The 15,524-nt window shown below is 65.2% G+C and carries 10 protein-coding genes; 4 read left to right on the top strand and 6 right to left on the bottom strand.

What is annotated here, in order from left to right; translation table 11 throughout:
- Positions 1-7: 7 nt before the first annotated feature.
- A complete protein-coding gene (locus tag AC1RPL_RS04860) occupies positions 8-1,777 on the bottom strand; it encodes a methyl-accepting chemotaxis protein (protein ID WP_493068124.1) in 1,770 nt (589 codons plus the stop codon).
- A 118-nt stretch (positions 1,778-1,895) separates the two neighbouring features.
- On the opposite strand from AC1RPL_RS04860, the gene AC1RPL_RS04855 reads away from it, so the two are divergent.
- The 3 genes from AC1RPL_RS04855 to AC1RPL_RS04845 all read left to right on the top strand — a co-directional run bounded on the left by AC1RPL_RS04855 (position 1,896) and on the right by AC1RPL_RS04845 (position 4,510).
- A complete protein-coding gene (locus AC1RPL_RS04855) occupies positions 1,896-3,068 on the top strand; it encodes a carbohydrate porin (RefSeq protein WP_493068123.1) in 1,173 nt (390 codons plus the stop codon).
- A gap of 205 nt (positions 3,069-3,273) precedes the next feature.
- Positions 3,274-4,200: a sulfotransferase domain-containing protein gene (locus tag AC1RPL_RS04850; RefSeq protein ID WP_493068122.1), complete on the top strand. Its 927-nt coding sequence runs from the start codon at positions 3,274-3,276 to the stop codon at positions 4,198-4,200.
- Between the two features lie 46 nt (positions 4,201-4,246).
- Positions 4,247-4,510, top strand: coding sequence for a hypothetical protein (locus AC1RPL_RS04845; RefSeq protein WP_493068121.1), 264 nt, complete (start codon positions 4,247-4,249; stop codon positions 4,508-4,510).
- A 76-nt stretch (positions 4,511-4,586) separates the two neighbouring features.
- On the opposite strand, the gene AC1RPL_RS04840 is transcribed toward AC1RPL_RS04845, so the two are convergent.
- Positions 4,587-5,078: a hypothetical protein gene (locus tag AC1RPL_RS04840; RefSeq protein ID WP_493068120.1), complete on the bottom strand. Its 492-nt coding sequence runs from the start codon at positions 5,076-5,078 to the stop codon at positions 4,587-4,589.
- Complete coding sequence (locus tag AC1RPL_RS04835; protein WP_493068119.1) at positions 5,078-5,662, bottom strand: hypothetical protein; 585 nt, start codon at positions 5,660-5,662, stop codon at positions 5,078-5,080. The genes AC1RPL_RS04840 and AC1RPL_RS04835 overlap by 1 nt, the downstream gene beginning before the upstream one ends.
- A 124-nt stretch (positions 5,663-5,786) precedes the next feature.
- On the opposite strand from AC1RPL_RS04835, the gene AC1RPL_RS04830 reads away from it, so the two are divergent.
- A complete protein-coding gene (locus AC1RPL_RS04830) occupies positions 5,787-6,188 on the top strand; it encodes a heavy metal-binding domain-containing protein (protein WP_493068118.1) in 402 nt (133 codons plus the stop codon).
- Positions 6,189-6,258: 70 nt separating this feature from the next.
- Here the strand turns inward: AC1RPL_RS04830 and AC1RPL_RS04825 are convergent, their stop codons facing one another.
- The 3 genes from AC1RPL_RS04825 to rpoB all read right to left on the bottom strand — a co-directional run bounded on the left by AC1RPL_RS04825 (position 6,259) and on the right by rpoB (position 15,371).
- The gene (locus AC1RPL_RS04825) at positions 6,259-6,678 is read right to left on the bottom strand and encodes a hypothetical protein (protein ID WP_493068117.1); all 420 of its coding nucleotides are present in this window, start codon (positions 6,676-6,678) and stop codon (positions 6,259-6,261) included.
- Positions 6,679-6,862: 184 nt separating this feature from the next.
- Positions 6,863-11,143 carry a DNA-directed RNA polymerase subunit beta' gene (gene rpoC / locus AC1RPL_RS04820; protein ID WP_493068116.1) on the bottom strand — a complete coding sequence of 1,427 codons (4,281 nt, stop codon included), beginning with the start codon at positions 11,141-11,143 and terminating at the stop codon, positions 6,863-6,865.
- Between the two features lie 73 nt (positions 11,144-11,216).
- Positions 11,217-15,371: a DNA-directed RNA polymerase subunit beta gene (gene rpoB / locus AC1RPL_RS04815; protein ID WP_493068115.1), complete on the bottom strand. Its 4,155-nt coding sequence runs from the start codon at positions 15,369-15,371 to the stop codon at positions 11,217-11,219.
- Positions 15,372-15,524: the final 153 nt, after the last annotated feature.

The following is a 15,524-nucleotide window of genomic DNA, read 5'->3' as shown; positions in this document are numbered from 1 at the left end:
GATTCGCCTAGTGGACCGTCGAGCCGGTCACCGTCGCGCGTGCCGCCGGGGCGGTGCTGCGGCCGTGCGGCGCTTCGATCGTGAAGCTGCCGGCGCTGTCGGCCAGCGCATCGACTTCCTGCGTCAGGTTGCGCGCGGCGGCCGAGGTCTGCTCGACCATCGCGGCGTTCTGCTGCGTCCCGCGATCCATGTCGCCGATCGCCTCGCTCACCTGGCTGATCGCGTGGCTCTGGGCGTTGTTGTCCTCTGCCATGGTGCCGATCAGGGCATGGACCTGGCCGACATCGCCCGAGATATCGGCGAGCGCGCTGTCGACCTTCATCACGGCTTCGACCGCGGTGACGACTTCGGCCTGCGTGTGGGTGAGCTGGTCGCGGGCGCGGCCGGCTTCTTCCTCGGCACGCATTGCGAGCGCACTGACCAGGTCGGCGACGACGGCGAAGCCGCGGCCCGCCTCGCCGGCGCGGCCGGCCTCGACCGCGGCGTTCATCGCAAGAACGCGAGTCTGGAAGGCGATCTTGTCGAGGCCTTCGATGACGCTGTCGATGCCCTTGGCGCTGTCGCTCACGCGGCCCATTGCCTGCACTGCTTCGTCGGCGACTGCACGGCCATTGCCGACGACGGCGATGGCGCCGTCGGCGCGCGACAGCGTCTCGCTGGCGGAAAGCGCGATCGACTTCAGGCGGTGATCGATGGCGTTCACGGCAGCGTTGGTCTCTTCCAGCGTCGCGGCGTTGCGCTCGGTACGGTGGGCGAGATCCTCGGAGGCCGAGGCGATCTCGTTGGCGCCGGTGCGGATATTCTCGGTGCCGGTGACGACATTGCCGATCAGCGCGCGCAGGCCGTGCGCGGCATCGTTGAAGCTGCGCTTCAGCGCTGCGAAGGGGCCGGTCAGCTCGGCAGTGACCTCGACGCTGAGGTCGCCGCGCGCCATCGCGTCCAGGCTGGTGCCGATGGTGTCGACGATCAGGCGGGTCTGGGCTTCCTTGGCGGCCTCCGCGGCTTTGAGCTTGTCGCGGAAGGCATCGATCGCCTGGGCCATGCCGCCCAGCTCGTCCTCGCGGGTGGTGTGCGGCACCGTGACCGACAGGTCGCCGCCGTCGAGCGCGCGCATCGTGCCGGCGAGATCGAGCAGTGGCTGGACGAGCAGGCGCCGCGCGGCGCGGGAGAGCAGCAGCGCCGCGCCCATGCCGGCGAGCAGCGTGATCGTCAGGATGATCATCGCGATCATGCCCATTGTCGCCGCGCTGGATGCAACCTGCGTGGCATGCGCCTCGATCGCTTCGGACGCGGCCTCCATCGACTCTTCGAGCGCGTGGAACTGCTGCATGAAGGCGGGCAGCTGGGCGTGCGCGGCGTTCGCATCGGTGCCGGCGGCATCGACGATCTTCTGCGCGGCGGCGGCATAGGCGTCCATCGGGGCCTTGAGCTTGCTGGTGGCGGCTACGATGCTATCCTCGCCTTGGAAGGCGGCGTCCACGTCGATATTCCTGGAGAGCGTGGCGAGGTGCGACTTGAGATCGTCGAGCACTTCCTGGCGCGCCGAGCCCTGACCGGTCACAAGGGCATTTAGTGCATCGGCGCGAACCGCGTCGTGCATCATGTCGGCTTCCATATGGTTCTGGAGAAGACCGGCGGCGGCCGTCTGCTCGGCGATCGCACTGTTCTGCTTCATCGCGACGAACAGCCCGGTGCCGCCCGAAACGGCGGTGATGCCGATCAGGATCGCAGCCGCCTGGGTGGTTGCCTTGTTGAGCGAGGTGATCTTCACAAGCATCTCCGCACGGAATGCCCCGGCATCCCCTCTTCAGGCCAATTATAGGGCGTCCGAACCGCATCGGGTCCGAGCCCTCTATTATTGTTTCTCGGGGATGACGGGTTTTGGGGCTTACGACATGCGTGCGACACTTGGCGGGGGCCTGCCGGCTCTGGGATTGTTTCTCTGTGCCGCTTCGGCGCAGGCGCAGGAGGCGAAGGAGCCGGCGATCGACCTGGCTGCGACCTATCGCGTCGATCTGTCCGGTGTCGCGGCGGACGGGCGCGGCATGCGCAGCTTCGGTCTCGACGATCTGAACGTCGAGGCGAATGGCGATCTCGGGCAGCTGGTCGGCTGGACCGGCGCCAGCTTTCATATCGACGTGCTAAACAATCTGGGCGACCGACCCAATGACGTGGCCGGCACGCTGCAGGGCATCGACAATATCGAAGTCGCCAACCCCAAGCTGCGCTTGTTCGAGATTTGGGTGGAGCAGAAGCTGGGCAGCCGCTCCACGCTGCGCGCCGGCCTCTACGACCTCAACAGCGAATTCTATGCGAGCGATGCTTCGGGCCTGCTGATCGCACCCGCCTTCGGCGTGGGATCGGAGATCGCGGCGACGGGTCCCAACGGTCCTTCGATCTTCCCGACGACTGCGCTGGCGGTACGGCTCGAGCAGCGCTTCGGCGGCGCCGGCTTTGCGCGCTTCGCGGTGCTCAACGCCACTGCCGGTGCGCTGGGAGACGATCGCGGTTCGGCGCTCGACTTCCATCACGGCGCGTTGCTGATCGGTGAAGCGGGCGTGGAGAAGGACGGCAACAAGTTCGCGATCGGCGCCTGGGGCTATACCCAGCGCCAGGACGACATCGCCGAAGTGACCGGCGCCGGCGACCCCATCCGTCGCGATGCACGTGGTGCTTATGTGATCGCGCAAAAGGCGCTGGGGAACCAGGATGGGCCGTTCGCGACCAGCCTTTTCGTCCGCGCCGGCATCTCCGAGGGCAAGACCACGCCGTACAAGGGTGGCTGGCAGGGCGGGCTACGGGTCGCCCATGTCGTGCCGGGGCGTGACGACAGCCAGTTCTCGTTCGGCGTGAACCAGGCCTATCTCTCGGCCGGCTATCGCGACCTGCTGCGCGGCGACGGCGTGCACACCGCCGCCGCCGAGAATGCGATCGAGCTGACCTATTCGGACAAACTCACCAAGTTCTTGAGTTTGCAGCCGGATCTGCAGTTCATCTGGAATCGCGGCGGCGATGCGGGTGCGCAGCGTGTTACCGTGGTGACGCTGCGTGCGACGCTGGAGTTCTGATCCAAAACGGTGAGAATTCAAAGATAAATTGCCGATTTTTAATATGGATGTCACCCGCGCGCCGGTTCGGAATGTCTAATATATCGGCATAACATTTGGATATGATGTGCGTTGATCTTCGTAAGACTTGGCGTAAATTGAGAATTGACGCTGGTGTATTACGCTCATAGATCACCGCCCTTCGATCTTTGAAGGACCAGCACGAATGCCCGTGACCTTTGCGCCGGCAGCAGTTCCGGCGACGCTGCCGCGCAAGCTGCGCGAGCTGCATAACCATCATGTCGATTCGACGATCTGGAACGACCTGGCCTTTCGCGACGACGACGTGATCGTATCGACCTATGCCAAGGCGGGCACCACCTGGACGCAGCAGATCGTCGCGCAGCTGGTGTTCGGTGGCGATCCCGACGTGTCGGTCGCCGAGATCTCGCCCTGGGTCGATCTGCGTGTAGGGCCGGTGCTCGGCAAGCTCGCCGCGCTCGAGGCGCAGACGCATCGCCGCATCCTGAAGACGCATCTGCCGGTCGACGCGCTGCGCTTCAGCGACAAGGCCAAGTATCTCTATGTTGCGCGCGACGGACGCGACGTGGCGTGGAGCCTGCACAACCATCATTTCCACGCTACCGGCGCCTGGTACGCCGCGCTCAACGACACCCCAGGCCGGGTCGGGCCGCCGATCGCGCGCGCCAATCCGGACGTGGCGGAGTATTTCCGCGAATGGCTCGACGGCGATGGTGCGCCCTTCTGGTCGTTCTGGGAGAATGTCCGCAGCTGGTGGGCGGTGCGCGAGCTGCCGAATGTCCATCTCGTCCATTTCGAGGCGATGAAGCGCGACCTGGCCGGCGAGATCCGCAGGATCGCGGACTTCCTGGAGATCGAAATCGATGCCGGGAGCTTCCCGCGCATCCTGCGCCACTGCGGCTTCGACTGGATGAAGGCCAATGCCGCCAAGGCCGCGCCCTTGGGCGGCATGTTCTGGGATGGCGGTGCCGAGACCTTCATCAACAAGGGCACCAATGGCCGCTGGCGCGACGTGCTGACCGCACGGGACGTGGCGAACTACGAAGCAATGGCGCGGGTCGAGCTCGGCCCCGGATGCGCCGCATGGCTTGCGAGCGGAATGGCGGCGTAACGGCCATCCGCTTGCAGATCGAGGTCCATGCGCCGAAGTAGGGCGCATGGACCTCGACGCTTTGCTCACGCATTATTTCGACACCGACGAACCCGAGGCGCTGGACGCGGCCGTGCGCGAGCGCGGCGAGGAGCGGCTACGCATCGATTTCGGCGTGGAGCAGGAGCCTTCGCGCAAATTCGCTTTGTGGGTGGTAATGGAAGGGCTCGGCATCGCGCCGCTGCCCGCCGAGGCATTCGAGAAGGAGCCGGCGCTCAAGGCGGCGGCGGACCGCTATCTCGATGCGGCGTGGAAACTGGATCGCGACTAGGCCTCACCTTCGCTTTCCGTCATCCGAACGAGGATCAGCGGAATCGACATCGGAGAGGAAAATTCGCGAGATGCGTTCAGCAGGCTTCGGGCAGCGCCACGTGCAGCATGACCGTGCGCCGGACGGACGATCCAATCGACGCGCCCGCTTGTATCTCCGCGCTCTTCCCGCTGAACAACACGCTCACCGTGATCATGCCCACCGCCGTGCCGACAGGCATGCCGCCGTCCTTCGCGGATTGCCCGTCGAGTCTGACGACCGTGTCGCCCAACTGCAGATAGAGCGGGCGCAGCGTCAGCTTGCCGGAGGTGCCGAGCCCGCCGGTGCCGCTTGCGTCGGCGATCTGCCCCTTTGCCGGCGTGCCTGCCGGGATCGCGACAAACCCGTCGATCCTGACGTCGTCGGCGACGGCGAGCGCCACCATGTCACCGGTCGCGGCATGCTTGCTCGACAGCCGCTCGGCGGTGAGCAACCGGATCGGCGTGCCTCCGACGAGCGTCAGGTCACGCTCGCACTTGCCGAGCGGCGCCGCCGCGAGCAAGGGCGCCAGGATCAGCGCGGCGATCATCATGTGCCAGCAGTCTGCGCAGGCGGCGTCGCCGATGCGCGCTGCACGGCAGGCCCCGAAAAATCGAGGACGATATCTTCCGCCACGAAACTGCTGACGACCTCGCCGGCCTTGATCTTGGCATTGTTGCCGCGGTGGAACAGGCCCATCACCCCGCCGGCGAACACCGCGCCTGCAACCGAGCCCGTACGGCCCTTGCTGCTGATATCGCCTTCGATCGGGATCGCGATATCGCCCAGCTGGATACGCACCAGCCGCGAGGTCATCTTGCCGGACTTGCCCAGCCCGCCGGCGTCCGTCGCGCTGACCACTTCGCCCCAGGCGGGCGTTCCCGCCGGGATCACCACCCGGTCGCCGACCCGCACGGCCGCTCTGACCTGGAGCTTGATCGGCGTGCCCGGCTTGGCATCGGCGGTGCTGACTTCACGGGTCGCGATCAGCTCGACCGGAGTGTCGCGCGGCAGAGTCACCAGCACCGAAGGCGCGGGCGCCGTCAAGACTGCGGAGACGCGCGTGTCGCCCGTCGCGGGAACGTCCTGCGCGGCAGTAGAAAGCCCCGTTATGGCGATAAAGCTCAAGATCATGATAAGTCCCCCCGCGGAAAATATTCCTTCTCGCGAAGCATTTGGCAAGTGCTTGTCGAAGTCGAAACCATAAGGCAGATTTGAGTCGCCCGAAGGGGATTCGGGTTATTCAAAGGGGGGAATCATGAAATTCACGCGTCTCTCGGCACTGGCTGCCGTGGCGGTTCTGGCAGCATCGCCGTCGCTGGTTTCGGCCCAAGACAAGCACAAGGGCGACAAGCACTATGTCGTCGTCAACGAGGACGTAGGTGTGCCGGTGTTCGCCACCGACCTGCCGGACCGGCCCTACAAGGTGCTCGGCGAGGTAAAGGCCGGCATCCGCAAGGCGACGATCTTCAGCAAGGAAGCGTCGCAGGGCAAGATCTACCGCGAGCTCTGGGAGCGCGCCGAGAAGCTGGGTGCCGATGCGGTGATCAACGCCAAGTACGGCGATTCGCACGTTAGTGCTCTGAGCTGGGGCAAGACCAACGCCACCGGCACCGCGATCAAGTTCCTGGCACCCGGCGAATCCGCGGCCGCGAAGTAAGCCTTCGCGCTTCGGACAAGAAGCAAGCCGTCGCCCGATATCCGGGCGGCGGCTTTTCCTTTGCGACGGATCAGTCCTTGCAGACCTGGACCAGCGCCATCCGCATCGGCTCGCCGCCGAATCCGGGAAAGACCTGATTCTCCACCGTGATGCTGCGGCACGGCTGGCCCTGCTTGTTGAGGATCGCCTTCCTGGCCGTCCGCGCAGGGGCCTTGGCCGCCTGGGCCGGGCCGCGGGTGGCGGGGCAGGCGCCTTGCGCCACGAGTTGGCTGTAGATCGCATCTTCCTGCGCCTTGGCCCAGGCATCGGCGCGCGCCTTGCCCTGGGTCTTGTGGCGCGCGACATAGCCGTCGATCAACCGCCGCTTCTGCGGCTCGGGCAGCGAGTCCATCGAGCATCGCCCGGCCTTTTGCGTGGCCGGGGCGGGGAGGGCCTCCGCGATCGGCACGGGGCCGAGCAGGAGCAACGCGGTGGGGAGGTGTCGCAGCAAGTCTCTCTCCAGCAATGCCGCCGCCCCGCCTGCATTGTCGCCAGAGCTTCGTGACATTGGCAATCGCGGTGCAACCGGGCGACCGCGCAAACCGCCCGGCTCGCCTTGCCCAAAAGAAAACCGCCGCCCGGTTGCCCGGACGGCGGTGTTTCCAGTCAGCGCTGGGAGCGTCTGGCGACGCGGATCACTCCGCCTCGTTCAGATACTCGCCGGCGTCCGCATCGGTGCCGTGGCCGCTCGGAACGACCGAAGCGAGCGGGTCGCTGCCGGTGCCTTCTGCGTCACGTGCCGAACGGGCGTGCTCGGCTTCGCGCTCTTCGGCGGCCGAGTTCGGCGCCACCAGTGCGTTCTGCAGCGCACGCTGCTGAACGCGGAGGGCGGCGTCGCGGCTCGTCGCGGCGACACGCAGGCGGTTCATGCCCGCACCGGTGCCGGCCGGGATGAGACGGCCGACGATCACGTTCTCCTTGAGGCCGATCAGCGTGTCCTGCTTGCCCTGGACCGCCGCCTCGGTGAGGACGCGGGTGGTCTCCTGGAACGACGCCGCCGAGATGAAGCTGCGGGTCTGCAGCGACGCCTTGGTGATGCCGAGCAGGATCGGCTTGCCGGCCGCGGGCAGCTGGCCCGGAGCGAGCTTCTCGTTGACCTCGTTCATCTCCGAGCGATCGAGTTGCTCGCCCACCAGCAAGGTGGTGTCGCCGCTCTCGATGATCTCGACCTTCTGCAGCATCTGGCGAACGATCACCTCGATGTGCTTGTCGTTGATCTTCACGCCCTGCAGTCGATAGACTTCCTGGATTTCCGACACGAGATATTCCGCGAGCGGCTCGATGCCGAGCACCTCGAGAATGTCATGCGGATCCGGGCTGCCGCCGATCAGGTTGTCGCCACGCTTGACGTAGTCGCCTTCCTGGACGTCGATCACCTTCGACTTCGGAACCAGATACTCCACGACCTCGCCGCCGTCCTCGGGCTGGATACCGATCTTGCGCTTGGCCTTGTAGTCCTTGCCGAACACGACACGGCCCGAGACCTTCGCGATGATCGCGTTTTCCTTGGGCTTGCGGGCTTCGAACAGCTCGGCGACGCGCGGCAGACCGCCGGTGATGTCGCGGGTCTTGGCAGACTCGCGGGCAACACGGGCAAGCACGTCGCCGCCCCGCACCGTGGCACCGTCATCGACCGAGAGCACCGCGCCTGCAGCCAGCATGTAGCGGGCAGCTTCGGCGGCGTTGTCGCCGGTCAGGGTAAGACGCGGACGCAGATCCTCCTTCGACTTGGTCGCCGCACGGTACTCGGTGACGACGCGCTGGGCGATGCCCGTCGCTTCGTCGGTCTGCTCGGTGAGCGTCTTGCCCTCGATCAGGTCCTGGTACTTCACGACGCCGCCGGTTTCCGTGATCACCGGCATGGTGAACGGATCCCACTCGGCCATCCGGTCACCCTTCGAGACGATATGGCCGTCGTCGAACAGCACGTACGCGCCGTACGGGATTTTGTGCACGGCGAGCTCGCGTCCGTCCATGTCCACGATCGCCAGCTCGGCCGAACGGCTGAGCACAACGCGGCGGCCGCGCTGGTCTTCGATGATGCGCACGTCGCGGAACTCGACCTTGCCGTCCACGGGGGCTTCGAGGTTCGACTGCTCGTTGAGCTGCGCCGCGCCGCCGATGTGGAAGGTACGCATCGTCAGCTGCGTGCCCGGCTCACCGATCGACTGCGCCGCGATGACGCCGACGGCCTCGCCGATGTTCACCGGCGTACCGCGGGCGAGATCACGCCCGTAGCACTTGCCGCAGACACCGATCTTGGCTTCGCAGACCAGCGGCGAGCGGATCTTCATGCCCGGGATGTTGAGCGCCTCGATCTTCGCGACCGCCGCCTCGTCGAGCAGGGTGCCCGTCGGGATGACGATCTCGCCGGTCTTGGTGTCGACAACGTCCTCGGCCGTGGTGCGGCCCAGGATGCGCTCGCCAAGCGACGCGATGGTCGAGCCGCCCTGCACGATCGCGCGCATTTCCAGCGCCCGCTCGGTGCCGCAGTCCAGCTCCATGATCACGCAATCCTGCGACACGTCGACCAGACGGCGGGTCAGGTACCCCGAGTTCGCCGTCTTGAGCGCCGTATCCGCGAGACCCTTACGGGCGCCGTGGGTGGAGTTGAAGTATTCAAGGACGGTCAGGCCTTCCTTGAAGTTCGAGATGATCGGCGTCTCGATGATCTCGCCCGACGGCTTGGCCATCAGGCCGCGCATGCCGGCAAGCTGCTTGATCTGCGCCTGCGAGCCACGCGCACCGGAGTGTGCCATCATGTAGATCGAGTTGATCGGGGCCTCGCGGCCGTTCGGCAGCTTCTTCACTGCCTTGATCTCGTCCATCATGGCCGCCGCCACCTGGTCACCGCAACGGCTCCAGGCGTCGATCACCTTGTTGTACTTCTCCTGCTGCGTGATCAGGCCGTCCTGATACTGCTGCTCGTAATCCTTCACGAGCGCGCGGGTCTCGTCGACCAGGCCAACCTTGGCGTCCGGGATGATCATGTCGTCCTTGCCGAACGAGATGCCTGCCTTGAACGCGTGGCGGAAGCCCAGTGCCATGATCGCGTCGGCGAACAGCACGGTCTCCTTCTGGCCGGTGTGACGATAGACCTCGTCGATCACGTCGCCCACGTCCTTCTTGGTGAGGAGGCGGTTGACGGTCTCGAACGGCACGCGGTGCGACTTGGGCAGCGTCTCGCCCAGCAGCATGCGGCCCGGGGTCGTCTCGTAGCGCTTGAGGTACTGCTTGCCATCCTCGTCGGTCTGCGGGACGCGGCTGATCACCTTGGTATGCAGCGTGACCGCGCCGGCCTCGAGCGCCTGGTGCACTTCGGCCATGTCGCCCAGCAGCATGCCTTCGCCGGGCTCGTTTTCCTTGAGCATCGACAGGTAATAGAGACCCAGCACCATGTCCTGCGATGGCACGATGATCGGCTTGCCGTTCGCGGGGCTCAGGATGTTGTTGGTCGACATCATCAGGACGCGCGCTTCCAGCTGGGCCTCGAGGCTCAGCGGGACGTGGACGGCCATCTGGTCACCGTCGAAGTCGGCGTTGAAGGCCGAGCAGACCAGTGGGTGCAGCTGGATCGCCTTGCCCTCGATCAGCACGGGCTCGAACGCCTGGATGCCGAGACGGTGAAGCGTCGGCGCGCGGTTCAGCAGAACCGGGTGCTCGCGGATCACTTCGTCCAGGATGTCCCAGACTTCCTTGCGCTCCTTCTCGACCCACTTCTTCGCCTGCTTGAGGGTCATCGAGAGACCCTTGGCGTCGAGACGGGCGTAGATGAACGGCTTGAACAGCTCGAGCGCCATCTTCTTCGGCAGGCCGCACTGGTGCAGCTTGAGTTCCGGACCGGTCACGATGACCGAGCGGCCCGAATAATCGACGCGCTTGCCGAGAAGGTTCTGGCGGAAGCGGCCCTGCTTGCCCTTGAGCATGTCGGACAGCGACTTGAGCGGACGCTTGTTGGCGCCCGTGATCGTACGGCCGCGGCGGCCATTGTCGAACAGCGCGTCGACGGCTTCCTGCAGCATGCGCTTTTCGTTGCGGACGATGATGTCCGGCGCACGCAGCTCCATCAGGCGCTTCAGGCGGTTGTTGCGGTTGATCACGCGGCGATACAGATCGTTGAGATCCGAAGTCGCGAAGCGGCCGCCGTCCAGCGGCACCAGCGGGCGCAGCTCGGGCGGGATGACCGGAACGACGTCCAGGATCATCCACTCGGGGCGGTTGCCCGAGTCGATGAAGCTCTCGACGACCTTCAGGCGCTTGATGATCTTCTTGGGCTTCAGCTCGGACTTGGTGACCGCCAGTTCTTCCAGCAGCTCCTTGCGCTCGCCTTCCAGGTCGAGATCCATGAGCATGATCTTGACCGCTTCGGCGCCGATGCCGGCCGAGAACGCGTCCTCGCCATACTCGTCCTGCGCGTCGAGAAGCTCGTCCTCGGTGAGGAGCTGGAACTTCTCGAGCGGGGTCAGGCCCGGCTCGGTGACGATGTAGCTCTCGAAGTAGAGCACGCGCTCGAGCTGCTTGAGCTGCATGTCGAGCAGCAGGCCGATGCGCGAGGGCAGGCTCTTGAGGAACCAGATGTGCGCGACCGGCGCGGCCAGCTCGATATGGCCCATGCGCTCGCGGCGGACCTTCGAGACGGTGACCTCGACGCCGCACTTCTCGCAGACGATGCCCTTGTACTTCATGCGCTTGTACTTGCCGCACAAGCACTCGTAATCCTTGATCGGACCGAAGATGCGCGCGCAGAACAGGCCGTCACGCTCGGGCTTGAACGTGCGGTAGTTGATCGTCTCGGGCTTCTTGATCTCGCCGAAGGACCAGCTGCGGATGCGGTCCGGCGACGCGATACCGATCTGGATCTGGTCGAAGGTCTCCGGCTTGGCGGCCGGGTTCGCGAAATTGGTCAGTTCGTTCATTTCTTTTTCCCTCAGGAGGGTAAAATTCTCTGGGTGAAGGGGAGGGCGCCACCGTCAGGCAGCGCCCGGACCCTCACTCTGCCGCGATCGCGACGCCGTCCTCGTCGATGCCCGGTTCGTCGTTCTTGAGTTCGACGTTGAGGCCCAGCGAGCGCATTTCCTTGACGAGCACGTTGAAGCTCTCCGGGATGCCGGCCTCGAAGGTGTCGTCACCCTTGACGATCGCTTCATAGACCTTGGTGCGGCCGACCACGTCGTCCGACTTCACCGTCAGCATCTCCTGCAGCGTATAGGCAGCGCCGTATGCCTGCAGGGCCCAGACCTCCATTTCGCCGAAGCGCTGGCCGCCGAACTGCGCCTTGCCACCCAGCGGCTGCTGCGTGACGAGCGAGTACGGACCGATCGAACGGGCGTGGATCTTGTCGTCCACAAGGTGGTGGAGCTTCAGCATGTAGATGATGCCCACGGTAACCTTGCGGTCGAACGTGTCGCCCGTGCGGCCGTCGAACAGGGTCGACTGGCCCGACGTGTCGAGACCCGCCAGTTCCAGCATCGCCGAAACATCGGCCTCACGCGCACCGTCGAACACCGGGGTGCCCATCGGGATGCCCGTGCGGACATTGTGGATCAGCTCGCTGATCTGATCGGGGCTACGCGCCTCGATCTCGTCGGCATAATGGTCGCCATAGACCTCCTTGAGCCGCTCCTTGACCGCCGAGGGCATTTCGCCCGCGACTGCGTTCGGATTGGCTTCGCGCCAGTCCTGCAGCGACGCCGCGACCTGCATGCCCAGGTTACGGGCAGCCCAGCCGAGGTGAGTCTCGAAGATCTGACCGACGTTCATGCGCGAAGGCACACCCAGCGGGTTCAGCACCAGGTCGACCGGCGTGCCGTCCTCGAGGAACGGCATGTCCTCTGCCGGCAGGATGCGCGAGATGACGCCCTTGTTGCCGTGACGGCCGGCCATCTTGTCGCCCGGCTGCAGCTTGCGCTTCACCGCGACGAAGACCTTGACCATCTTGAGCACGCCCGGCGGCAGCTCGTCACCACGCTCCAGCTTCTCGCGGCGGTCCTCGAACTTCTCCTTGATGCGCTTCACGGCCTCGTCATACTGGCCCTTCACCGCCTCGAGATCGCTCTGGGCCTTGTCGTCCTGAACGGCGAACTTCCACCATTCGTGACGATCCACGCTGTCGAGCAGATCGGCGTCGATCGCCGCGCCTTTCTTCAGGCCCTTCGGCGTCGCCGTGGCGACCTGACCGAGCAGCATCTCGCGCAGACGCGACCAGGTCGCGCGGTTGAGGATGTTGCGCTCGTCGTCCGAGTCCTTCTTCAGGCGCTCGATCTCCTCGCGCTCGATCGCCATCGCGCGCTCGTCCTTGTCGATGCCGTGACGGTTGAAGACACGGACTTCGACCACGGTACCGGCAACGCCCGGGGGCAGGCGGAGCGAGGTGTCGCGGACGTCCGAAGCCTTCTCGCCGAAGATGGCGCGGAGGAGCTTCTCTTCCGGCGTCATCGGGCTCTCGCCCTTCGGCGTGATCTTGCCGACCAGGATGTCGCCCGGCTCGACCTCGGCGCCGATGTACACGATGCCGGCCTCGTCGAGGTTGCGCAGCGCTTCTTCACCGACGTTCGGGATGTCGCGGGTAATGTCCTCCGGCCCGAGCTTGGTGTCGCGGGCCATGACTTCGAACTCTTCGATGTGGATCGACGTGAACACGTCGTCCTTCACGATGCGCTCGGAGATCAGGATCGAGTCTTCGTAGTTGTAGCCGTTCCAGGGCATGAACGCGACGAGCGCGTTGCGACCCAGCGCCAGCTCGCCGAACTCGGTCGACGGGCCATCGGCGATGATGTCGCCGGCGTTGACCGTCTCACCGACCTTCACCAGCGGACGCTGGTTGATGCAGGTGTTCTGGTTCGAGCGCTGGAACTTCATCAGCGTGTAGATGTCGACGCCGCTCTCTTCCGCCGACACGTCGCCGGTCGCGCGGATGACGATGCGCGAGGCATCGACCTGGTCGACGATGCCGCCACGGCGGGCGCCGATCGCGGCACCCGAGTCACGGGCGACGGTCTCTTCCATGCCGGTGCCGACGAAAGGCGCTTCCGCTTTCACCAGCGGCACGGCCTGGCGCTGCATGTTCGAGCCCATCAATGCGCGGTTGGCGTCATCGTTTTCCAGGAACGGAATGAGCGATGCCGCGACCGACACGAGCTGCTTGGGGCTGACGTCCATCAGCGTGATCGTCTCGGGAAGCGCCATCAGGAACTCGCCGGCCTGGCGGGCGGAGACGAGCTCCTCGGTGAAGCGGTGCTCGCCATCGACCTCGGCCGAAGCCTGGGCGATCGTGTGCTTCGCTTCTTCCATTGCCGACAGGTAGACGACCTCGTTGGTCACCTGGCCGTTGTTCACCTTGCGGTACGGCGTCTCGATGAAACCGTACTTGTTCACGCGGCTGAACGACGCGAGCGAGTTGATCAGGCCGATGTTCGGGCCTTCCGGCGTCTCGATCGGGCAGATACGGCCATAATGGGTCGGGTGAACGTCGCGGACTTCGAAGCCCGCACGCTCACGCGTCAGGCCGCCCGGCCCGAGCGCCGAGACGCGACGCTTGTGCGTCACTTCGGAGAGCGGGTTGGTCTGGTCCATGAACTGCGAGAGCTGCGACGAGCCGAAGAACTCGCGAACCGCGGCCACGGCCGGCTTCGCGTTGATCAGGTCGTTCGGCATCACGGTCGACACGTCGACCGAGCTCATGCGCTCCTTCACGGCGCGCTCCATGCGGAGCAGGCCGACGCGGTACTGGTTCTCGAGCAGCTCGCCCACCGAACGCACGCGGCGGTTGCCGAGGTTGTCGATGTCGTCGACTTCGCCCTTGCCGTCCTTCAGGTCGACCAGGGTCTTGACCACGGCGAGGATGTCCTCGGTGCGCAGCGTCGTGACGGTGTCCTCGGCGTCGAGGTCGAGGCGCATGTTGAGCTTCACGCGGCCGACGGCCGAGAGGTCATAGCGCTCCGGATCGAAGAACAAGCCGGCGAACAGCGATTCTGCGGTCTCTAGCGTCGGCGGCTCGCCGGGGCGCATGACGCGGTAGATGTCCGACAGCGCCTGCTGGCGCTCCTCGGCCTTGTCGGCGGCGAGGGTGTTGCGGATCCACGGGCCCGTCGAGATGTGATCGATGTCGAGCAGCTCGAGCTTCTCGATGCCGGCCTTGTCCAGCTTCTCGAGGTTCTCGGCCGAGACTTCGTCACCGGCTTCGATATAGATCTCGCCGGTCTTCTCGTTGATCAGGTCGAACGCGCTGTAGCGGCCGAAGATTTCCTCGGTCGGGATCAGCAGGGTCTCGAGACCGTCCTTCTGCGCCTTGTTGGCAGCGCGCGGGCTGATCTTCTGGCCGGCCGGGAACACGACCTCGCCGGACTTGGCGTCGACGATGTCAAACATCGGCTTCGCGCTGCGCCAGTTCTCGGGCGCGAACGGAATCTGCCAGCCGTTCGGACCGCGGACGAAGGTCACGCGGTTGTAGAAATAGTTGAGGATGTCCTCGCCGTTCAGCCCGAGGGCGTACAGCAGCGTCGTCACCGGCAGCTTGCGCTTACGGTCGATACGGACGTTGACGATGTCCTTGGCGTCGAACTCGAAGTCCAGCCACGAGCCGCGATACGGGATCACGCGCGCCGCGAACAGATACTTGCCCGAAGCATGGGTCTTGCCGCGGTCATGGTCGAACAGCACGCCCGGCGAACGGTGCATCTGGCTGACAATGACGCGCTCGGTGCCGTTGATGAAGAAGGTGCCGTTGCCCGTCATCAGGGGCATGTCGCCCATGTAGACGTCCTGCTCCTTGATATCGAGGACAGAACGGGCTTCCGTATCGGGATCCACCTCGAACACGATGAGGCGCAGCGTAACGCGCATCGGGGCCGCATAGGTGATGCCGCGCTGGCGGCACTCTTCCACGTCGAACTTGGGATGCTCGAGCTCGTAGTTGACGAAGTCGAGCTCGGCGGTGCCGGCGAAGTCGCGGATCGGGAATACCGAGCGCAGGGTCTTCTCCAGCCCCGAGATGTAGCCGATCGAGGAATCGCTCCGCAGGAACTGCTCGTAGGATTCGCGCTGAACCTCGATCAGGTTCGGCATCTGCACCACTTCGTGGATGTCGCCGAACACCTTGCGGATGCGGCGCTTGAACGTGCCGCCTTCGATCGCTTTGGTTGCCATGGTTGTGTTTTGCCTCGTCAGCCGTGATTTCGGTGCCCCTGTCCGGGGCCGGGACGTGCGGAAAGACGCGAAAAGGCCGCGCGACTCCCATTTCGGGTTCCGGCAGCTTTCAGCGTCTTATGAGACCACAGCTCCAATTCGACCGATGCGTTG

It is taken from the genome of Sphingomonas sp. GW821-FHT12D09 (assembly GCF_058807215.1).
Note: the sequence above shows the minus strand (reverse complement) of the source record. Positions and strands in the feature narration are given on the sequence as shown.